The sequence below is a fragment of the Flaviflexus ciconiae genome, assembly GCF_003971195.1.
Taxonomy (GTDB): Bacteria; Actinomycetota; Actinomycetes; order Actinomycetales; family Actinomycetaceae; genus Flaviflexus; species Flaviflexus ciconiae.
Map to the genome: position 1 here is coordinate 2,716,250 of NZ_CP034593.1, position 20,450 is coordinate 2,736,699.

Here is a 20,450-nt window from a genome sequence, read left to right on the forward strand (position 1 = left end):
GGCGTCCGAGACCACACGTTGCGAATCCCGCACGGAAGGAAACAGCATGACCTCGAAGATCACCCACGGCGTCCACTCCGAAGTGGGCCAGCTACGCAAGGTCCTTGTGTGTCGGCCGGGGCTTGCACACGAGCGGCTGACCCCGTCGAACTCTGATGATCTTCTCTTCGATGATGTTTTGTGGGTCGAGGCGGCGCAGCGGGACCACCGGGACTTCGTTGACTCTCTAACCGGAAACGGAGTTGAGGTCGTCGAGCTCCATGACCTTCTTGCTGAGACCATGGCAATACCGGAGGCTCGTACCTGGGTCATGGATCGCAAGGTCATACCAAATCAGGTCGGTATCGGACTTGTCGACGGGACGCGGGCTTTCCTTGACACGTTGGCAGAGAAAAAACTTGCCGAATACCTCATCGGAGGTTTCTCTACCGAGGATCTGCCGGAGGACTATCGGACAGAGTCACTTGCTCTGGCAAGAGAATCGCCGGACTCCCGCGAGTACCTTCTGGCACCCCTGCCGAACACGCTCTTTACGAGGGACACAACCTGCTGGGTCTATGGAGGGCTGACCCTGAATCCGCTTTACTGGCCCGCACGTAAAGAAGAAACGTTGCTCATGAAGGCCATCTACTCCTTCCACCCCGAATACAAGGACTCGACGGTGTGGTGGGGTGATCCCGAAGAGGACTTGGGTAAGGCCACTCTCGAAGGTGGGGATGTTATGCCGGTGGGGAACGGTGTCGTCCTCATCGGCATGTCCGAACGAACCTCCCGCCAAGGCATTACCCAGCTAGCGAAAGCCCTCTTCGATAAAGGAGCCGCGACCGAAGTTGTTGTTGCCGGAATGCCACGGCTACGCGCTGCCATGCACCTCGATACGGTTTTCACGTTTGCCGACCGGGACCTCGTGACCCTGCACCCGAACATCATTAACTCCGTCCATCCCTTCGTCATCCGGCCCTCCGACAAGAGCCCTGGCTTCGAGGTAGAAGACTGCGGCCAAGAAACCAACTTCGTTGATGTTGTTGCACGCTCCATGGGACTGAAGAAGCTCCGCTACGTCGAAACCGCGGGCAATGTTTATGCCTCCGAACGTCAGCAGTGGGACTCCGGCAATAATGCTGTCGCCCTTAAACCCGGGGTTGTGTACACGTACGACCGTAACACCCTCACGAACGCGGCCCTGCGGAACGCTGGAGTTGAAGTCATCCCGATCGTTGGTGCCGAGCTTGGGCGTGGCCGCGGCGGCGGACACTGCATGACATGTCCAATGAGCAGGGATCCGCTTGACTAGCGCCCACCCCCTCACGCCTAGTCTCCAAGACGATTCTGCGCATTCAGTTCTTACTTTCCGGCGACTGAGCGGGGTAGAGAACAGGGATCGACATCGCCGCTGAGCATTTATCTCGATTTCGAGTAAACTGGGCGAATGGATGACAATGTCAGGAAGACTGACGAAGTTGATGAGATCGTTGCAGCGTGGCAACGCGAGCGCGGGGACCTTGATTCTTCACCCCTTGAGATCTTCTCGCGCCTCCTCCGACTCAACCGTCACCTCGACAAGTTTCGCCGAGAAGCATTCGCCGCACACGGCCTCGATGTGTGGGAATTCGAGATGCTGTCCCTCCTGCGCAGACAGGGCGAGCCTTACCAGGCGCAGCCTTCCCAGTTCATGTCGGAGCTCCTTGTGCCCTCCGGGACGCTGACCCACCGGATTAACACCATGGTGGAGCGGGGCCACGCCATCAGGCATCAGGACTCTAAGGACCGTCGCGTTAAGTACGTGCGTGCCACACCGCTCGGAATTGAGCGGTCTGACCGAGCCATGGCTGATCTTCTCGAGAGTGAAGAGGCAATGCTGGAGCCGATTCCCATGAAGGACCGCCGAGAGATCAGCCGGATACTCCGCGACCTCCTCCTGCCCTTTGGTGGGACCGGCTCCTAACGAGGAACAGGTCCAGGCCATCGATCGAGACTGAATGCCTGACTTGCACAGGTTTAGCCACCCTTCTTATCGGGTGGACACCCCGTACTCTCTTCGGATAGACACTGCATTCCCGCCAGGTCCTTTACCTCGTGCTTGTTCTGGAAAGGTAGTGTGACACTACTTACACCCTCCCGCCAGCATGTTGCTCAGATTGGATGATCATGGCTCTTGACCCGAACCTGTCAGAAGACGAGCTCATTAGCCTCGCCAAAGAACACCCTGAGAAGTGGGGAGAGATCTACCAGCATCCGAACCTCACGACGAAAGTTTCGGTTGCTATCTCCCAGTTTCATTCCCAGAGAATGGGGAGTCCCATCACCGGTGAACGGTGGGGTGGCGACATGACTGAAGAAGAACGAGCGCAGGCTGAAGCAGACACTATCGAACGCCTTATCGCCGAACGTGAGGCAGCCCGAGCTCAAGCAAGCGAGGCGGGGGAGAACCCCGAAGTCGCTACAAGCGCAAGCGCTACCCAACCCTTGGAAGAGGCTTCCATGGAGATCGGGAAAACTAAACCACGCTGGGCCTTGTGGCGGAAGTAAATTCTGTTGAAAGTGAGGTCAGCATAGTTCTCATTCGTGGCTAAGGTCCGGAAAAATTAGGTTGGGGGAGACCGGATATCCAGCCTCCCCCAATGACGAGAGCAGCCACTTGACGATCACTCAATCTGGGACTTTTCCCGTGATCTTAGCTCTTCTTGAACACCTCGGTGAGCTTCATGCGGGTACCGGTGTGCAGGATAGAGCGTTCGTAGATCTTTCCTGCCAGTGTTGCCAGGATTGGGATCGTGACGAGGCAGATGCCAACGGAGATGAGAACATCCGACATGGGGACCTCGGTGATAGCTGAACGGATCGGCAAGAGGAACGGGCTGAAGAACGGTATGAAGCCGATGATCTGAGTGAGCGTCGAGTCCGGGCTGTTCGGCACGTAGAACATGGCGAAGTAGAACGGCACGATCGACAGGAAAATGATCGGGGTCGTGATCGCACCAATGTCTTCCTGACGCGACACCGTTGCTGCGAGGCCGCCGGTAATCGAGGCGTAGATGATGTAGCCGAGCACAACCCAGAGGAGAAGCATCGGAACATACGTGGTGATGTTGATATCGGGGAGAATGCCGGCGATTGCCCCGGCCCCCACTATCGCGGCCGTATAGACCGCCACCATCAAGAAGATCGCGCCGCCAATGCCGAGGAACTTACCCATGAGCAGGTCCCTGGGCTTGATCGTGGCAAGCAGGATTTCGACAACACGTGACGATTTCTCTTCAACCACGCCCGTCGCCAGCATGGATACGCCCATGACGATGACGCCGTACACGAGAGAAACGGTTATGAGGCCGACAATAAAGGCGATTGGATCGAACTCGTTGGCGCTAAAGATCTCCACTGAAAGGTTCTGTGCATCAGCTAAATATGCTTTAGCTTCCGGTGTTGCCTGGTCCCCGAACGTGTCGGTCAGGACGTAGCTTCCGGCCGCGGATTCGGTTGCTTCGGTAATGAAGTCAAGATGCTCAGCGTTGTCGAGAGCAAAGATCTGGGGCCTGCTCGGCTCCGCGGCAATAACCGCATTTAGGTCCTCATTTGCGGTGAGGATGTCCTCGGCAGGGCCTTGGACGTCAATGACGGTGAGGCCAGCGGCCTCCAGGTCTTCAGTCAGCGGGGAAGCCGAGTTGGTGACACCAACGGTGGCGACAATCTGGTCGGGGTTGTCGTCTGGCTCGAGGAGGAACCTGCCGAGGACACCGGCGGCGAGGATCAGCACCGCCATCACCACAGTCGAAATGATGAGTGCCTTGGAGCGGGTCTGGGCAATGAACTCGCGGCGTGCCACGAGGAAGATCGGGCTCATCGGTTGTCCTTTTCGGCGTCGGGGGCGGTGGATACGACATCTCGGAAGAGTTCTTCGAGATGTGGGCGGCGGGGACTGAACTCGTACACGGGACCATCAGCTAGAGCGGTGCGGAGGATCGACTGACCGTCGAAGCCTTCCGGTGTGACGATGCGCCTTTTCATCCGGTCGCCCTCGATGCGTTGCTCGGGAACCTTCACCCCGAGATGGTCGAAGCTGGTCCGGGAGTCCGCGTGCGTGACGAGGATGTACTCGGGGGTGTCCGTGTGGCGCAGTTCGTCAATGGTGCCCACGGAGACCATCGCTCCCTGGGAGACGATGCCAACGCGGTCGCAGAGCCGCTCAACAAGGTCGAGCTGGTGGGAAGAGAAGATCACGGGGACGCCCTCGCGTGTCTTTTCCCGAAGGACCTCACTCATAACGTCAACCGCAACGGGATCTAGGCCCGAGAAGGGCTCGTCAAGAACCATGAGCTTCGGTTCGGACACGAGAGCGGCTGCGAGCTGAACACGTTGCTGGTTACCGAGCGACAGGGTCTGAACGAGATCGTCACGGCGATGGGCAATCCCCAGCTTCTCGGTCCAATACTCCATGTCGGACGTCGCCTTGTCGACCGGGTCGCCGTGAAGCTGAGCCAAGTAGATGAGTTGCTCGCCCACTTTCATGCGCGGATATAGACCGCGTTCCTCCGGCATGTACCCGATTTCCTTGCGGGTCGCGAAGTCGACCTTGCGGTCGTTCCAGGTGACCGAGCCGGAATCGGATGCCAGAACACCAAGAATGATTCGCATGGCGGTGGTTTTGCCGGCACCGTTCGAGCCAACGAAGCCGAACATCTCTCCGGGATGGACCTGGAACGACATTCCGTCCAGGGCTTTGACAGTTCCGTAAGATTTATACAGATCCTCGATGACGAGCATAGGGGTTCCAATTGGAGTCGGGGACTGGGGTGTTGTAAACAATCAACAATTTACCCGAATCGCGTGTCTGCGGCGTGATGAGACGAGCCAGTCGGTGATAAGTCCACCTCGTGGTATCGGCGCTTTGCGTTACTCAGGATTCGGCGGGCACGATCTTTTCGCCCTCGTCCGGCCATCCAATCGGCCGGGGCTTGAGCTCGAGGTTGTGGATACCGTTCCACAGCAGGTTGACGGTGTGCGCGGCCACGTCTTCTTTAGTGAGCGGTGAGACGGGTTCGCCGTTCTCGGCGGCTTCCTTCTCGGAGATCCACCACATCCCGATCTGGGCGACGGCGCCACCGAGCAACTGGCCGTAGAGGGGCGTGCTGGTCGCTTCGAACCCGAGGCGTTCAAACATGGAAGCAAGGAGAGCCGTGAGGTGCTCGGTGACTTCTCCGATAACGGGGGAGAACACGCCCGTTGAAACCCCGTCGGGGGACTGGTGGGCGAGCAGTCGGTAGCCATCCGGGTTTGTTTCAAGATAGTCGAGGAGAGCGACCGTGGTGTGCTCGAGTGCCTTCCGAGGCGAAACGCCATCGGGCAGAGACTCTGCCAAGGTCGACATGAGGAGGGTGATTTCCCGGTCGACGATCACCTGGTAGAGGCCCTCCTTGCCACCAAAATGTTCGTAGAGGACAGGCTTAGAAACCCCTGCGGCTATCGTGATTTCTTCGATCGAGGTGGCGTCGTAGCCGCGTTGTGCGAAGCTGGCGCGCGCGATCTCGATGAGCTGGAGCCGCCTCTCGGATCGTGACATTCGGACTTTACGGGGTGCGGTGTGCTCGGTCATGTGACCAGTATTCCATGCCGCGCGGGCCGTATCGCTTTGTCACTGAGCATTAATAACTGGCAGACTAAAGGGCGTGCGGTCCGCCCTGGTGTAATGGCAGCACAGGGGCCTTTGAAGCCCTTAGTTCAGGTTCGAACCCTGAGGGCGGAGCCACAGAACTGGCGGTTCAGGCGCTATTCGGCGCCGATCCGTCGTAGGCTGGGAGCGTGATGGAGAAGACCGTGAACAACAGCCAACGTCCGACCGCGATCGTACTGGCCGCAGGTGCCGGCACGCGAATGAAGTCAGAGACCCCGAAAGTACTCCACGAAGTAGCCGGACGTAGCCTCGTAGGCCACGTCCTTCACGCGACTTCGGCACTGGACCCCGAAAACCTTGTTGTCGTTGTCCGGCACGAGCGCGAACGCGTTGCTAGCCACGTGACCGCGCTCGCCCCGAATGCGATCATTGCCGACCAGGACGATGTACCGGGAACGGGCAGAGCCGTCTGGTGCGCCATGGAGGCGCTACCAGTGGACCTCGAAGGCCCCGTTCTCGTGACGGTTGCCGATACTCCGCTCCTCGATGGTGACACCCTGCTCGCCCTGCTTGCGGCGCACGAGGGCAACACCGTCACCGTTCTGACGACGCGCGTTCCCGATCCGCACGGATACGGCAGGATTGTCCGAGACCAGGACGGCAATATCTCCTCCATCGTTGAGCATAAGGATGCGCTTCCCGAGCAGCTCTTGATCGACGAAATTAATGCTTCCATGTACATTTTTGATGCTGCGTTCCTGCGGGATTCGCTCGGTTCGCTCGGAACCGACAACGCGCAGGGCGAGATGTACCTGACCGACGTGGTTGAGGCCGCCTACAAGCAGGGTCTCCCGGTCGGTTCCTTCATTGGCGATTCGATGACTGTTGAGGGCGTGAACGACCGCGTTCAGCTCTCTGTGCTCGGAGCCGAAAAGAACCGCAGGCTACTGGTGAAGGCCATGAGGGCAGGAACCACGGTTGTCGATCCCGGTTCGACCTGGATCGATGTCGATGTGGCATTCGAGCCCGATAGCCGCGTTCTTCCCGGTAGCTATCTGACCGGCACCACCACGGTGGCCAAGGGTGCCGTCGTGGGCCCGCACGTGCGCCTCCACAACGTTACGGTGGGCCCCGATGCGTCAGTTGCTTTCGCAGATCTTTCAGACACCACCATTTCAGTCACTGACAGCGCAAAGTAAGGACGGACAGTCATGACAGGTATTCACTCCACCGGAGCCAAGCATCTTGTGATCGCAAGCGGCCGCTCCCACCCGGCACTCGCGTCGGAGGTGGCGGAGTCCCTGGACACGGAGCTGCTCCCGGTAACCGCCTACGACTTCGCAAACGGTGAGATCTACGTCCGCTTCGACGAGTCCGTGCGCGGTGCCGATGCGTTCGTCATCCAGACTCACACCCCGCCGGTCAACAAGTGGCTCATGGAGTCCCTCATCATGGTTGACGCACTCAAGCGCGCCTCCGCGAAGAGGATCACCGTCGTTTCTCCCTTCTACCCCTACGCGCGTCAGGACAAGAAGCACCGCGGCCGCGAGCCGATTTCTGCCCGCCTGATCTCCGACCTGTACAAGCAGGCCGGTGCCGACCGGATTATGAGCGTCGATCTCCATGCCGCTCAGGCGCAGGGCTTCTTTGACGGCCCCGTCGACCACCTTTGGGCCATGCCCACCCTGGTCGAATATGTCCGCACCCGCATCGATCCCCAGAAGACCGCGGTTGTTTCGCCGGATGCTGGTCGTATCCGCGTGGCCGAGCAGTGGGCCGACCGCCTTGGTGGCACTCCGCTTGCCTTCGTGCACAAGACCCGCGATATTTCCCGCCCGAACCAGGCCGTTGCCAACCGCGTTGTTGGTGATGTTGAGGGCCGCACCTGTGTCCTCGTTGACGACCTCATCGACACCGGCGGAACGATCACCGAAGCCGTTCGCGTTCTCCACGAGGCAGGAGCCGCCGAGGTTATTGTGGCAGCCACCCACGGCGTCCTCTCCGATCCCGCGGTCAAGCGACTATCCGACTCGGGTGCCCGCGAAGTCATCGTGACCGATACGGTTCCGATCGAACGGGAGAAGCGCTTCAAGGAGCTCACCGTCCTCCCGATTGCCCCGGTTCTCGCCCGCGCAATCCGCGAGGTCTTCGATGATGGCTCGGTCACGAGCCTTTTCGACGGCGCGATCTAATAGACATCGATCGCTTTCGTCGCACACGCGTAGACAGCCCGCGACCACTGTGCAGATGACGCAGCACAGGGAGTTTGCAAGTAGGTAGTAACGTCATGGCCTCCGAATTTCGGGGCCGTGACTCTCCCCGGTCCGCTGCCTGTTAAGAGGCTTCATCGGCCGCACCAGGATCGGGGTAATTGGTCGCATAGCCACATTGGCCCTGGCTGGGAGTACTACGTGAGCGGTGTCATTGCGGGGTGCCTTTCGGGGTTCTGGGCCGGTGCGCTACTATGTTGTGGTTGCCTCGGCGAGGGAGGCGGCTCTGCCGCACTCCGTTATCGACGCGGTCCAGGTGTCATCCGGCACGTGGCTTTCGAGGCTCATGCACGCCTCGGCGTGCCGAACACTAGGAGACATCATGGTTGATTCAGTAAAGCTGACAAACGAAACCCGCGAGGACTTCGGTAAGGGCGCTGCCCGCCGACTCCGCCGCGCTGGCAAGATCCCCGCGGTCCTCTACGGGGCAGGCGACGAGACCATTCACATTGCTCTCGACGCACACGAGACGTTCCTGGCTGTTCGCCACAACGCGAACGCCCTCGTCACCCTCAAGATCAACGGTAAGAACCAGCTTGCTCTCGTCCGCGACATCCAGCATCACCCGATGACCTGGGACATCGAGCACGTTGACCTCATCGGCGTCCGCAAGGGCGAAAAGGTCGAGGTTACCGTTCCGGTTACCGTTGTTGGCGAGCCGGCCCCCGGCACAGTCGTCACCACCGATCTTCTGTCGCTGGTCATCCTGGCCGATGCGACCGCGATCCCCGAGTCGATCGAGATCGACGTCGAGGGCAAGGAAGAGGGCACCCAGATCCGTATCGGCACCATTGACTTCCCCGAGGGTGTCACCACCGACATGGATCCGGAAGACCTCGTCGTTTCCGTTAACGTCCCGCAGGTCGACACCTCGATCGAAGAGGCTGACGCAGCGCTGGCCGCTGAGCAGTCCGCCGAGACCGAGGATGAGGCACCGGCTGAGGACACCGAGAAGGATTCCGAGTAACTTACTGAGACAGCGCCCGGGTGTAAAACCCGGGCGCTCCTCATGGGAGCAGGTATGAAGGCAATCGTTGGACTGGGAAATCCCGGGCCGAAGTATGCGAACACGAGACATAACGTCGGCCATCTTGTCATCGACGAACTCGTTGCGCGCTCGCAGGGCAAGCTGTCGGCGCACCGCTCCCGCACCTACCTCATGACGGGACGGCTCGCATCCGCCCCCGTCGGTGAAGGCGGCTTCGTTCTTGCTGTCTGCGATAGCTACATGAACGTATCTGGGGGCCTGTCAAGGGTCTCCTCCAGTATTTCAAGATTGAGCCCTCCGACCTGTTCGTCATTCACGACGATCTGGACATCACCGAGCACACGCTCCGACTCAAGGACGGCGGTGGGGAGGGCGGCCACAACGGCCTCAAGTCCATCTCATCCGCCATTGGCACCAAGAATTATCAACGCCTCCGCATCGGCGTGGGCAGGCCGCCCGGCCAGCAGGACGCCGCCGACTACGTGCTCAGCCAGATCACGGGTACCGCAAAAACCGAGTATGGCGTCACGGTTGCGAAGGCAGCCGACGTTGTTGAGGATGTTCTTTCCCGCGGCTTTGCTGCCGCCCAAGCAGACTTGCATACGAGCTGATGAAATCCATCCTCGATAGGCTCCGTCACGATGATACTCTGGCGGGGCTTCCCCTTTCCCGGGATAAGCGCCTCGACGTTGGCATGCCACTCGGCCTCATTCCTGGATCCCTCGCACTGCTTGCTGAAGATGGCGAGAGACCCATCGTTGTAGTCACCCCGACGGCAAGAGACGGTGAAGAGCTCGTTGGCGCTCTTGCCGCCTACCTGCCCCGTGACGAAGTTGAGTTCTTCCCCTCCTGGGAGACACTCCCGCACGAGCGGCTCTCACCCCGCGCCGACACGGTAGCGACCAGACTCTCCGTTCTTCGCAGGCTCGCCCACCCGGAAGAGTTCGGTAAACTCTCCGTCGTTGTCGTCCCGATCCGTGCGCTCCTCCAGCCGATCGTCAAGGGTCTGGGTGAAATGGCACCCGTGCGCGTGCGCACCGGGGACGAAATTGAGCTTGAGGCCCTCGTGCAGGGCCTTGTTGATGCTGCGTATATTCGCGTCGACATGGTGGAGTCCCGCGGGCAGTTTGCGATCCGCGGCGGAATCCTCGATGTTTTTCCGCCCACGGAGGCACACCCCCTCCGCATTGAATTCTTCGGCGACGAAGTCGACGAAATCCGCTCCTTTGCCGTCGCGGACCAGCGATCGCTCGAAACCGTGGGCGAAATGTACGCCCCGCCCTGCCGGGAAATCCTGCTCGATGACGACGTTCGTGCGCGTGCCCGCATGGCGGCAGATCAGTTGCCCGGGGCCCGGGACATACTGGAGAAGATCGCCGAGGGCATTTCGGTTGAGGGAATGGAATCCCTTGCCCCGATCCTCGTGGACGGCATGCAGCCCGTCCACGAACTGTTTGACCCTGCCTCCCGCGTTATTGTGGTTGAGCCCGAACGCGTTTACTCCCGCAGCGAGGACCTCGTTGCGACAACAGAAGAGTTCTTGGCGGCAGCATGGTCGTCTGCCGCCGCGGGCGGCGACGTTCCCCTGACCGTTTCCGACGCATCGTTCCTGGAACTACCCGCGGTCGCTTCTGCGATTCAGCGTGCCGGAATGTCCTGGTGGACCTTCGGCGGGTTCACGGGTGACAGCGAAATTGATTCGACCAAGAAGTCGGTGGACGCTCGCGAACCCCGCACCTTCCACGGCGATGTTGACGCTGCGTTGTTGGAGATGGGGATGCTAGCCAAGCAGGGCTGGTGGCCGATTATCGTCGTCGAAGGCGGAGGTCTTGGCCGCCGCATTGCCTCCGAGCTTGGCGAGCGGGACATCGCCGCCGAGTTCGTGACGGAGCTGGAGAAGCCAATTGCCGGTATGGTCACGGTGACTGCCGGGCCGATCTCTACCGGTTTTATTGCCTCGGGCATAAAACTCGCAGTTCTTGCCGCTTCCGACATCACGGGCCGTGGCGGCTCGTCGACAAAGGATATGCGGAAGATGCCGAGCCGCAGGCGGGCCGGTGTCGATCCGCTCCAGCTCAAGCCCGGCGACTACATCGTTCATGACCACCACGGTGTCGGCAAGTTCCTCCGCATGGATTCGCGGGATATTGACGGTACCGACGGTGCGAAGCGCGAATACCTTGTCGTTGAATACGCCCCGTCGAAGAGGGGTATGCCCGGGGATCAGCTGTGGATCCCCACCGACTCCCTTGACCTTGTTTCTCGGTACTCCGGCTCCGAGGCACCCTCGGTGTCGAAAATGGGAGGGGCCGACTGGGCGAAGACGAAGGCGAAGGCACGGAAGGCCACCGAGGCTATTGCCGGTGAGCTGGTCCGGCTCTATGCCACGCGCAAGGCCACCAAGGGTTACGCATTCTCTCCCGACACTCCCTGGCAACGGGAACTCGAGGACGCCTTTGCCTACCAGGAAACCCCCGATCAGCTGGTAACGATCGACGAGGTGAAAAAAGACATGGAGTCCGAGACTCCCATGGACCGCCTCATCTCCGGCGACGTTGGCTACGGCAAAACCGAGATCGCGATCCGAGCAGCGTTCAAGGCCGTTCAGGACTCCAAGCAGGTTGCAGTTCTCGTGCCGACAACCCTGCTCGTTTCCCAGCACCTGGAGACCTTCCAGGAGCGGTATGCAGGATTCCCGGTCAACGTGGCAGGCCTGTCTCGCTTCCAGTCCGACGAAGAGTCGGAAGAAGTGAAGATGGGAATCGAGGACGGCAGCGTCGACGTTGTTGTCGGAACCCACCGCTTGCTCACCGGGTCAATCAAGTTTAAGGACCTTGGCCTTGTCATCATTGACGAGGAACAGCGCTTCGGTGTTGAACACAAGGAAACGCTCACCCAGTTGCGAGCAAACGTTGACGTGCTATCCATGTCGGCAACCCCGATCCCGCGAACGTTGGAGATGGCGGTGACGGGAATCCGGGAAATGTCGACTCTGGCAACCCCACCCGAAGAACGTCACCCGATCCTCACCTACGTCGGCGCAGCAGAAGACAAGCAGATCACCGCCGCCATCCGGCGCGAACTGCTCCGCGACGGCCAGGTCTTCTACGTCCACAACCGTGTCCAGTCGATCCGTGCCCAGGCCAAGAAAATTGAGGAACTTGTTCCCGAGGCAAAGGTCGGTGTTGCTCACGGCAAAATGTCCGAACGCCAGCTCGAGACGATCATCCAGCAGTTCTGGGACCGCGAAATCGACGTGCTTGTCTGTACGACAATCATTGAAACCGGCCTCGACATCTCCAACGCCAACACGCTGATTGTCGATAATGCCGAAAAGCTTGGCCTGTCCCAGCTACACCAGCTGAGGGGCGCGTTGGTCGCGGTCGCGAGCGCGCCTACGCCTACTTCCTGTACCCGCCGGACAAGGCAATGACAGAAACCGCGGTGGCGAGGCTCCGCACGATCGCCTCCCACACCCAGCTCGGTTCGGGAATCCAGGTCGCCATGAAGGACCTTGAGATTCGCGGCGCAGGCAACCTGCTCGGTGGCGAACAATCCGGCCACATCGCAGGTGTTGGCTTCGACCTGTATGTTCGCATGATCTCCGAGCAGGTCGAGAACATGCAGGCAATGCTGACCGGCGGGAAAGTTGACGAGCCGGAACCGGCTCCCATCAAACTCGATATCCCTATCGAAGGTACCGTCCCCAACAACTATGTTCCGCAGGAAGGCCTGCGCCTCGATATCTACGCGAAGGTTGCGAACTCGACGAGCGAAGAGGAACGAGACCAGATCCGCGAAGAACTCGTCGACCGCTACGGCCCGATCCCACCCGCGGTTGAGCGCATGTTCCTCATAGCCCGGATCCGGGAAGCAATGAGGGTAGCGAAGCTCGAAGACGCCGTTGTTCAGGGAGAATACCTGAGGCTCTATCCGGTTGCCCTGCCGGATTCCCGGGAGGCACGTCTCAAGCGCCTCCACCCGCGCACCGTTCACAAGCCTGCCGTTCGTTCTGTACTGGTACCTATGCCAGTCAAGGAACAGGCCCGCCTTGGCGCTGCGCCCGAGCCGGTTATGAACGAAGAATTCGGTGAATGGTTCGGTGACCTGCTTCGCGCAGTGTTCCTACCCGATAGCGAAGGAAGCGGCGGTAACGACCCGGGTCTGCCGACCCGGTGAAATCCAGAAACAAGTCTTAAGATACTTATTAGTCAACACCTGGAGGAAAAGTGAAGAAGCTTGTCGCACTGGCTGGGGCAGGACTGCTCCTAGCCGCATGCTCGAACGACCCGTCGGCGGCCGCAACCGTCAACGGCGAAGAGATCACGATCGAGGAACTGTCGGAAACACAGTCCTACCTTCGTGACTACGGCATCGACTGGGAGTCCGCAGATGTTCTCAACCTCCTCATCGTTGCTGAAGTGACGAGCGACGTGGCAGAGGCCGGAGAGTACGACGGGCTCGCCGATATTCAGGAGCAGACTGAAGTTCTTCTCGGTCGTGACGACAACCCGGAGTACTCGGAAACCATCGAAGAGGTCGCTACCTATATTGCCCTCGAGCAGGCTAACGCCAGCCTGCTCCTCACGATGGAAGAGCTCCAGGAGGTTTCAACTTCCCTCCTCGAAGCCGACGTTGATGTCAACCCGCGCTTCGGTGAATGGGATAGCGAGATTGGCTCCCTCGTGGGCACCGAATACGAGTGGCAGGTCCCCTCGACAGAACAAACACTCCCGGGACTCTGAACAAACCCCATCAAGAATTTACTTCCTGAGAACCAATTCAGCAGAGCGTGGCCGTGCCTCTTGGCGCGGCCACAGCAGTATCCGAACGTCGTGCCAGTACCGAGCGGAAAACGAACCTCGGGCTGGTCGAGAGACCCCTTCTTCCGTTATCGAGGCGTTCGCTGACAGTTGGATAAACGCATATGCCACCGAGTGCCCGGAAGCCGGTGGCAACTTTTGCCAAGCGTGAACAGCATTCCTTACTTCCCGGAAGAATGCCGCCTGTCTGGCTTGAATGAAATCTCCGAGGGGCCCACGGGGCTGGGTGCTGGGGAGTGTTCGTGCTGGTAGGAGCGTCGAACTGTCTTCGAAGGTGATACTGGGGCGGACTGGTTGGAGGATATTGCCACCGGGTGAGGCAGGCGCGATTGTGCACCGACGTTCATCTTTCCTTGATGAATTCTGATCGGTAGTAAAGTCCCGGTTCAAAATGGGCAAAGACGGACTAGAATGAATGTTGGTTATACGACCGCATGTCTATCTTGTGAAGGAGTCCCAGTGGCCATTATTGAGGCACTGAACGCCCGCGAAATTCTCGATTCCCGCGGCAACCCGACCGTTGAGGTCGAGGTCCAGCTTGATGACGGTGTTTACGCCGTCGCACAGGTTCCCTCCGGAGCTTCCACCGGCGCCTTCGAGGCAGTCGAGCGCCGCGACGGTGACAAGGGTCGCTACCTGGGTAAGGGCGTCGAGGACGCCGCGAACGCGGTGATTGAAGTTATCGAACCCGAGGTCGTTGGCCTCGAAGCCGATGAGCAGCGTGTTCTCGACCAGACCATGATCGATCTCGATGGAACACCGAACAAGGGCAAGATCGGTGCGAACGCCATCCTTGGTGTTTCGCTTGCCGTTGCCAAGGCCGCAGCAGAGTCCGCTGGCCTTCCCCTCTACCGTTACCTGGGCGGCCCGAACGCACACGTTCTGCCCGTCCCGATGATGAACATCCTCAACGGTGGATCGCACGCCGACTCCAACGTTGACATCCAGGAGTTCATGATTGCTCCCGTTGGCGCACCGACCTTCAAGGAGTCCCTCCGCTGGGGCGCCGAGGTCTACCACGCCCTTAAGGCCGTCCTCCAGGAGCGCGGTCTCGCGACCGGCCTCGGTGACGAGGGTGGCTTCGCCCCGAACCTTGAGTCCAACGCAGCTGCTCTCGACCTCATTGTCGAAGCAATCGGCAAGGCTGGCCTCGAGCCCGGTAAGGACATCGCCCTCGCTCTTGACGTTGCCTCGACCGAGTTCTTCAAGGACGGCAAGTACGCCTTCGAAGGTGGTCAGAAGACCGCTGAAGAGATGATTGCTTACTACGAGAAGCTCGTTGCCGACTACCCGCTGGTCTCCATCGAGGACCCGCTGTCCGAAGACGAGTGGGACGACTGGACCGCGCTGACCACCCAGATTGGCGACCGCGTTCAGATTGTTGGCGACGACCTGTTCGTCACCAACCCCGAGCGTCTCAACAAGGGCATCAAGATGGGTGCCGCCAATGCGCTCCTCGTCAAGGTCAACCAGATCGGTACCCTCACCGAGACCTTCGACGCAGTCGATTCCGCACACCGCGCCGGCTTCAAGTCGATGACCTCGCACCGCTCCGGCGAGACCGAGGACACGACCATTGCCGACCTTGCTGTGGCCACTAATTCCGGTCAGATCAAGACCGGCGCACCGGCACGTGGCGAGCGCGTCAACAAGTACAACCAGCTGCTCCGCATCGAGTACGGCCTCGGTGACGCAGCTGCCTACGCGGGACACAACGCCTTCCCGCGCGCGGGCTACTGAGCCCTGCTGGCATAAGTCAGTAAACGCGAAATAAGCGACACAGAGTCCGGCCCTGCGGGAAAACCCGCGGGGCCGGACTTACTATTGGAACCATGAGTTCACGACGCCCAGGAGCTTCGCGCGGCCCAACACGGCCGGGTGCATATCGCCGAACCACCGGGGCATCACCCTCAGGTCGACCAAGCCCCCGCCCACAAAAGCCCGGTAAGCCGGCCAAGACCAGTAAATCCACTGGGTCGGGCAAGGGCGAAGAGAACAAGCCGCGGCTCAAGCCGAAGGAACGCGTCAAGCGGTCCATTATTCTCGGTGGAGACTCCGGCAAGGCCCGGGCCGTTAGCCTGCGCCTCATGTCTGTGGTTCTCATGGCGGTGCTCGCCGTTATTATCGTCACGCCGACGCTGACGAACTATCTTGACCAGCAACAGCAGATCCGCGAGCTCAACCGGTCCGTTGAGGAAGCCCGCGCACACATCGACTCCCTGGAGAATGAGCGTCGGCTCTGGAACGACGACGAGTACGTCCAGGCGCAGGCGCGGGAACGACTTGGCTACGTCAAACCGGGTGAGGTCCTCTACACGGTGGAAGACCCCGAAGAGGGTACTGCGGAGGACGAACGGAACGCTCTGGCGGTCGAACTCGAATACAACAGGCGTGCCGCGACCCCGTGGTTCACGACCATGTGGGATTCCGTGAGTGTTGCGGGATATAGTTCGGCAGGCGGATCTGAAATCGTCGATCCGACAGATCCGGTCTCGCCCGGAGAAACAGGAGAAACCGAGTGAGCGTATCCGAGAAAGACATTGAATCGCTTCGCAGGCAGCTTGAGCGCGTGCCACGCGGAGTCATCGGCGTCGCCGCCCGATGTGGATGTGGAGAACCCACCGTCGTTGAGACCGCTCCGCGACTCGAGGACGGATCCCCGTTCCCCACGCTCTTCTATCTCACTCACCCGCAGATCGTCCTCGAAGTTTCCCGCCTCGAGGGAAGCGGGCTCATGGCTGAACTGACTGCGCGCCTCGAAACCGACGAGGAACTTGCCGAATCCTACCGGGCCGCCCACGAAGACTACCTCGAGCGCAGGAACCGCCACGGTGAAGTCGAGGAGATTGCCGGTATCTCCGCGGGCGGCATGCCGACCCGCGTCAAGTGCCTCCATGCTCTCGTTGGCCACAGCCTCGCCGTTGGCCCCGGTATCAACCCCATCGGCGATATTGCCCTGTCGATGATCGAATGGACCGAAGATACCTGCACGTGTGCGGATGACGCAGAGTCTGACGAGAACTGACAGAGCAAGCCGAGCATGACCGGCGCGGCGCTCGAGCTGCACAGGGTGCGGCATAACGGGGCTGGGCGGATGTGCTGGTCGCAACGGAGGAACATCACGATTTCAGGCTCGAAACGGACCGGGGATCGTGGCACTCTTGAGGAGTGAAAGTTGCCGGTATTGATTGTGGAACCAACTCTATTCGCCTCCTGATTGCGGATGTGGAGCCAGGTAAGCCCCTTGTTGACGTTGTTCGTGCCATGGAGGTCGTTCGGCTCGGCCAGGGTGTCGATACGACCGGGAAGTTTGCCGAGGAGGCGCTGGAGCGTACCTTTGCGGCCACCGAACGTTATGCGGCACTGTGCGAAGAGCACGGAGTTCAAGCAATCAAGTTCGTTGCCACCTCGGCAACCCGCGATGCTGAGAACCGCGAGCTCTTTATCGACGGCATCCGTTCCCGTCTTGGGGTCACCCCGGAAGTAGTTTCTGGTGACCGCGAGGCTCAGCTGTCGTTCTTCGGTGCTGCCTCCGTGATCGACATCTCTGCCCCCGTAGCCGTTGTTGATCTCGGGGAGGATCCACCGAGATCGTCCTTGGCTCGAAGGCAGAAGGCGTTATCGGCGCGTGGTCAATGAACGTTGGATGTGTCCGCATGCAGGAACGACACCTCCAAACCGACCCGCCCACGGAACAACAGATCGAGGCGGCACGCGTTGATATTCGGGCCGCACTTGATGAGGCCACCAAACATGTTGACCTGCGCCGCGCAACCCGCCTCATCGGCCTTGCTGGCACGGTAACGACGGTGACGGCACGTGCGCTCGGTCTTCCCGCCTATGATCCCGATGCAATCGATGGAACAGAGCTCACGGTCGACCAGGTCATTGAGGCCTGCACGTGGCTCATGACCGCAACCAGGGATGAACGTGCCGCCGAGGGCTACATGCACCCGGGCCGTGTTGACGTGATCGCCTCCGGTGCCCTCGTGTGGTCGGAAGTCGTCAAGAGGTGCCAGGAAGACATGGTGTCACTCCCGGTCGTCACCACCTCAGAGCACGACATTCTGGACGGGATCGCCCTGTGGGCGGCAGGGGCACTCTCGTAGGTTTTGCCGCAGAGTAGCCGGGGCTCTCTCCCCGGTTGAACCTTGGGTGGTGGGGCTGTTCTCGGGAGTCTTGTCTTGTCTCCTTTCGTTATAAGCACGTGCGCTTGAATTGTTCCCCGGAGATAAGGGCTCCCCGGCCCACACGAACCTTTTGGTTCGGTGACCCCGGGGAGCCCTTCTAGAAGCGATCAGCCTGGCTTTGCCTTGCTTCTAGGCGGTGATCTTCTCGCTTGTGACGTCAGCCGGTGCCGCGGTGACCGCGTCTTCCTTCAGGGTGGGGCGGAGGAGCATCATGGCGATGGCGATGACGAGAAGCACGGAGGCTTCGTGGACCAGCATGCCGATCGACATGGTCACTCCGCCGAGCAGTACTCCGAGAAGGAGCAGGGCAACAACAACGAGTGCGACTGTGATGTTGAGGCGCATGGTACCGACCGTTCGCTTGGCAAGGCCGAAGGCGTAGGGGAGGCGGGGCAGACGGTCTGCCATAAGAGCCAGGTCCGCCGTTTCGATCGCGGCGGGGGAGCCAGCTGCACCCATGGCCACACCAACATTGGCCGTTGCCAGAGCCGGGGTGTCGTTCACACCGTCACCGACCATGGCCACCGTGCGTCCAGAGGCCTGGAGTTCCTTGACGATCGTGAGCTTGTCTTCCGGCATGAGCTCAGCACGTACCTCATCCACTCCGAGCTGCTTCGCCACGTTGTCGGCTACTCGCTGAGCATCGCCCGTTGCCATGACAACCCTGATGCCCTTGTCCTGCAGCTCCTTCACCGCAACCAGAGCGTCGTCCCTCACCGTGTCGGCAACTGCGACGATACCGATAGCGCGACCATCGAGGCCCACGAACATTGCGGTGCGGCCGCGCTCGTTCAGTTCCAGGATTCGTGACTGGTCCGCGACGTCGTTAAGAAGTTTTGCGGAGCCAACGGCAACGACTCGACCATCAACGTCGGCCCGGATACCCTGGCCGGCAATCGGCTCGGCCAGTTCAACCGGCTCGACGACCAGGCCGCGGTTCTTGGCGCCGCGGATAATTGCGTCGGCAAGGGGGTGCTCGGAGGCAGTTTCAGCGCGTGCCGCAAGGAGAAGAATGTCGTCTTGCGTGTAGGCAGGGTCCAGCGATTCAACATCCGTGAGCTCCGGCCTACCGTTCGTCAGGGTGCCCGTCTTATCAACAACAACGGTGTCGACCCTGGCAGCGGTCTCCAAGTATTCGCCGCCCTTGATGAGGACGCCGTCCTTTGCGGCGCGTCCGATGCCGGCAACGATCGAGACCGGGATCGAGATAACGAGAGCGCCGGGGCAACCGATGACAAGGAGGGTCAGAGCAAGCTCAACGTTCTGGGTGACCAGACCGATGATGAGAGCGAAAATCATGACGCCCGGGGTGTACCAGGCGGAGAACTTCTCCATGAAGGTCTGCGTCTTTGCCTTGTCATCCTGAGCGTCCTCGACGCGGTGGATGATCTTTGCAAGCGTGGAGTCAGAACCAATGCCCACGGCTTCGATACGGAGCAGACCTGCCCTCAGCCAGGTTCCCGCAAACACCTGAGAACCGGCAGACTTCTCGGCAGGGACGGATTCACCCGTGATCTGCGCTTCGTCGACACCGCCGTTACCGCTAATAACCGTGCCATCAACCGGCACCTGCTCGCCGTTCTTGACGATCACCGTGTCGCCGGGCTCAAGCTCCCACAGCTCCACAGTTTCCGTGGTGCCATCGGCATTCAGCTTCGTTGCGGTTTCCGGGGCAGCATCAACCAGGTCGCTGAGCGCCTGCCTCGTCTTGTTGAGAGTGGCCTTCTCCAGTGCGTTACCGAGTGCGAACAGGAAGGTGACAGCGGCGGCTTCCCACCAGTTCTGCAGGATCATGGCGCCGATGGCGGCGACTGACACAAGCAGGTCAATGGACACCATCTTGATGCGGAGAGCCTGAATAGCGGACCAGGCGATCTGGTAGCCGGCAACAACCGTTGCCACAATCATGAGGATATCGGGCGTACCAAACGACTCGGTGTCCTGACCAGTAATATCGGCCCCCGCGATAAGAGCAACGATGATGAGGAGGCCAGATACGATGACCACTCCCCATGTCTTCCACAGTGATTTCATTGTGTCCTTCAATTCGTTCGAAACTGCCTTGTTACTACCTAAGCTATGAGTTTCCGTTTCCCATCTCCTTGACCTGGATCAACCCGAGCATCGAGGACTTTTCACCCTAGATTGCAAGGAATTGTCCTGCTTGTGGCTACCGGTGATATCACGGAGGGAGCGCTGCTTCTCGGTCCAATGACGCTTTGCTCAACAGAAGAGCGGGCCACCCGGTATGGGAGGCCCGCTTGGCGGTCTGTGGTTTAGATGGCAGAGGGCTTGGCCGTGTAGCCAATCTCGGCAACAGCATTGACGAGGTCGCGAACGCCAACGGCGTCCGGGTTGTGGTCGACAATGATGCGGCCCGAGGAGAACTTGACCTCTGCCTTCGACACGCCTTCTAGTCCGTTGAGCTTCGTTTCGATCTTGCTCACGCAGGACGGGCATGAGAACTCGTCGGAGCGGAGAGTGGTGGTCTTGTTCTTAGCTGCGGTGGTCATGGTGTAATTTCCTTGTCTCCGGGCTGGGTTTCGACCCGGCTTGATTAACCATGACTTT

The 20,450-nt window shown here is 60.1% G+C and carries 15 protein-coding genes, 1 tRNA gene and 3 pseudogenes; 14 read left to right on the plus strand and 5 right to left on the minus strand.

The features are described 5' to 3' along the window. The first annotated feature begins 46 nt into the window (after positions 1-46). The 3 genes from EJ997_RS12175 (at position 47) to EJ997_RS12185 (ending at position 2,529) form a co-directional block, all read left to right on the plus strand. Complete coding sequence (locus EJ997_RS12175; protein WP_126704784.1) at positions 47-1,294, plus strand: arginine deiminase; 1,248 nt, start codon at positions 47-49, stop codon at positions 1,292-1,294. Between the two features lie 135 nt (positions 1,295-1,429). Then, positions 1,430-1,945 (plus strand): MarR family winged helix-turn-helix transcriptional regulator, encoded by a 516-nt coding sequence (locus EJ997_RS12180; protein WP_126704785.1) that lies wholly within the window; start codon positions 1,430-1,432, stop codon positions 1,943-1,945. A gap of 203 nt (positions 1,946-2,148) precedes the next feature. Further along, positions 2,149-2,529, plus strand: coding sequence for a hypothetical protein (locus EJ997_RS12185; protein WP_126704786.1), 381 nt, complete (start codon positions 2,149-2,151; stop codon positions 2,527-2,529). 145 nt (positions 2,530-2,674) lie between these two features. Here the strand turns inward: EJ997_RS12185 and EJ997_RS12190 are convergent, their stop codons facing one another. The 3 genes from EJ997_RS12190 to EJ997_RS12200 all read right to left on the minus strand — a co-directional run bounded on the left by EJ997_RS12190 (position 2,675) and on the right by EJ997_RS12200 (position 5,590). Then, positions 2,675-3,841 carry an ABC transporter permease gene (locus EJ997_RS12190; protein WP_126704787.1) on the minus strand — a complete coding sequence of 389 codons (1,167 nt, stop codon included), beginning with the start codon at positions 3,839-3,841 and terminating at the stop codon, positions 2,675-2,677. After that, positions 3,838-4,761, minus strand: a complete 924-nt coding sequence (locus tag EJ997_RS12195) for an ABC transporter ATP-binding protein (protein WP_126704788.1) — start codon at positions 4,759-4,761, stop codon at positions 3,838-3,840. The genes EJ997_RS12190 and EJ997_RS12195 overlap by 4 nt, the downstream gene beginning before the upstream one ends. 133 nt (positions 4,762-4,894) lie before the next feature. Further along, positions 4,895-5,590: a TetR/AcrR family transcriptional regulator gene (locus tag EJ997_RS12200; RefSeq protein ID WP_228201511.1), complete on the minus strand. Its 696-nt coding sequence runs from the start codon at positions 5,588-5,590 to the stop codon at positions 4,895-4,897. A 79-nt stretch (positions 5,591-5,669) separates the two neighbouring features. Between EJ997_RS12200 and EJ997_RS12205 the strand changes: the two genes are divergently transcribed. The 11 genes and pseudogenes from EJ997_RS12205 (at position 5,670) to EJ997_RS12255 (ending at position 17,798) form a co-directional block, all read left to right on the plus strand. After that, a tRNA-Gln gene (locus EJ997_RS12205) sits at positions 5,670-5,743 on the plus strand. A 56-nt stretch (positions 5,744-5,799) separates the two neighbouring features. Further along, entirely contained in the window at positions 5,800-6,807 is a 1,008-nt protein-coding gene (locus tag EJ997_RS12210; RefSeq protein ID WP_126705070.1) for an NTP transferase domain-containing protein, read from the plus strand. 12 nt (positions 6,808-6,819) lie between these two features. Continuing rightward, positions 6,820-7,800, plus strand: coding sequence for a ribose-phosphate diphosphokinase (locus EJ997_RS12215; protein ID WP_126704789.1), 981 nt, complete (start codon positions 6,820-6,822; stop codon positions 7,798-7,800). 262 nt (positions 7,801-8,062) lie between these two features. Then, a complete protein-coding gene (locus tag EJ997_RS12220) occupies positions 8,063-8,845 on the plus strand; it encodes a 50S ribosomal protein L25/general stress protein Ctc (protein WP_323052615.1) in 783 nt (260 codons plus the stop codon). A gap of 54 nt (positions 8,846-8,899) precedes the next feature. Further along, positions 8,900-9,477 (plus strand): annotated as a pseudogene (gene pth, locus EJ997_RS12225) (aminoacyl-tRNA hydrolase). Further along, a pseudogene (gene mfd / locus EJ997_RS12230) lies at positions 9,477-13,045 on the plus strand (transcription-repair coupling factor). Before pth ends, mfd begins: the two co-directional pseudogenes overlap by 1 nt. A gap of 50 nt (positions 13,046-13,095) precedes the next feature. Beyond that, positions 13,096-13,611, plus strand: coding sequence for a hypothetical protein (locus EJ997_RS12235; protein WP_126704791.1), 516 nt, complete (start codon positions 13,096-13,098; stop codon positions 13,609-13,611). A gap of 537 nt (positions 13,612-14,148) precedes the next feature. After that, entirely contained in the window at positions 14,149-15,429 is a 1,281-nt protein-coding gene (gene eno, locus EJ997_RS12240) for a phosphopyruvate hydratase (RefSeq protein WP_206501684.1), read from the plus strand. Positions 15,430-15,521: 92 nt separating this feature from the next. Beyond that, entirely contained in the window at positions 15,522-16,211 is a 690-nt protein-coding gene (locus tag EJ997_RS12245) for an FtsB family cell division protein (protein ID WP_126704793.1), read from the plus strand. After that, the gene (locus tag EJ997_RS12250) at positions 16,208-16,714 is read left to right on the plus strand and encodes a DUF501 domain-containing protein (RefSeq protein ID WP_126704794.1); all 507 of its coding nucleotides are present in this window, start codon (positions 16,208-16,210) and stop codon (positions 16,712-16,714) included. The genes EJ997_RS12245 and EJ997_RS12250 overlap by 4 nt, the downstream gene beginning before the upstream one ends. A gap of 239 nt (positions 16,715-16,953) precedes the next feature. After that, a pseudogene (locus tag EJ997_RS12255) lies at positions 16,954-17,798 on the plus strand (Ppx/GppA phosphatase family protein). Between the two features lie 210 nt (positions 17,799-18,008). On the opposite strand, the gene EJ997_RS12260 reads toward EJ997_RS12255, so the two are convergent. Continuing rightward, positions 18,009-19,913, minus strand: coding sequence for a heavy metal translocating P-type ATPase (locus EJ997_RS12260; RefSeq protein ID WP_126704795.1), 1,905 nt, complete (start codon positions 19,911-19,913; stop codon positions 18,009-18,011). A 242-nt stretch (positions 19,914-20,155) separates the two neighbouring features. Continuing rightward, positions 20,156-20,392 (minus strand): heavy-metal-associated domain-containing protein, encoded by a 237-nt coding sequence (locus tag EJ997_RS12265; protein ID WP_126704796.1) that lies wholly within the window; start codon positions 20,390-20,392, stop codon positions 20,156-20,158. Positions 20,393-20,450: the final 58 nt, after the last annotated feature.

Coding starts and splice junctions, on each gene's coding strand:
- EJ997_RS12175 (WP_126704784.1), top strand. CDS start 47: ATGACCTCGAAGATCACCCACGGCGTCCACTCCGAAGTGGGCCAGCTA.
- EJ997_RS12180 (WP_126704785.1), top strand. CDS start 1,430: ATGGATGACAATGTCAGGAAGACTGACGAAGTTGATGAGATCGTTGCA.
- EJ997_RS12185 (WP_126704786.1), top strand. CDS start 2,149: ATGGCTCTTGACCCGAACCTGTCAGAAGACGAGCTCATTAGCCTCGCC.
- EJ997_RS12190 (WP_126704787.1), bottom strand. CDS start 3,841: ATGAGCCCGATCTTCCTCGTGGCACGCCGCGAGTTCATTGCCCAGACC.
- EJ997_RS12195 (WP_126704788.1), bottom strand. CDS start 4,761: ATGCTCGTCATCGAGGATCTGTATAAATCTTACGGAACTGTCAAAGCC.
- EJ997_RS12200 (WP_228201511.1), bottom strand. CDS start 5,590: ATGACCGAGCACACCGCACCCCGTAAAGTCCGAATGTCACGATCCGAG.
- EJ997_RS12210 (WP_126705070.1), top strand. CDS start 5,800: ATGGAGAAGACCGTGAACAACAGCCAACGTCCGACCGCGATCGTACTG.
- EJ997_RS12215 (WP_126704789.1), top strand. CDS start 6,820: ATGACAGGTATTCACTCCACCGGAGCCAAGCATCTTGTGATCGCAAGC.
- EJ997_RS12245 (WP_126704793.1), top strand. CDS start 15,522: ATGAGTTCACGACGCCCAGGAGCTTCGCGCGGCCCAACACGGCCGGGT.
- EJ997_RS12260 (WP_126704795.1), bottom strand. CDS start 19,913: ATGAAATCACTGTGGAAGACATGGGGAGTGGTCATCGTATCTGGCCTC.
- EJ997_RS12265 (WP_126704796.1), bottom strand. CDS start 20,392: ATGACCACCGCAGCTAAGAACAAGACCACCACTCTCCGCTCCGACGAG.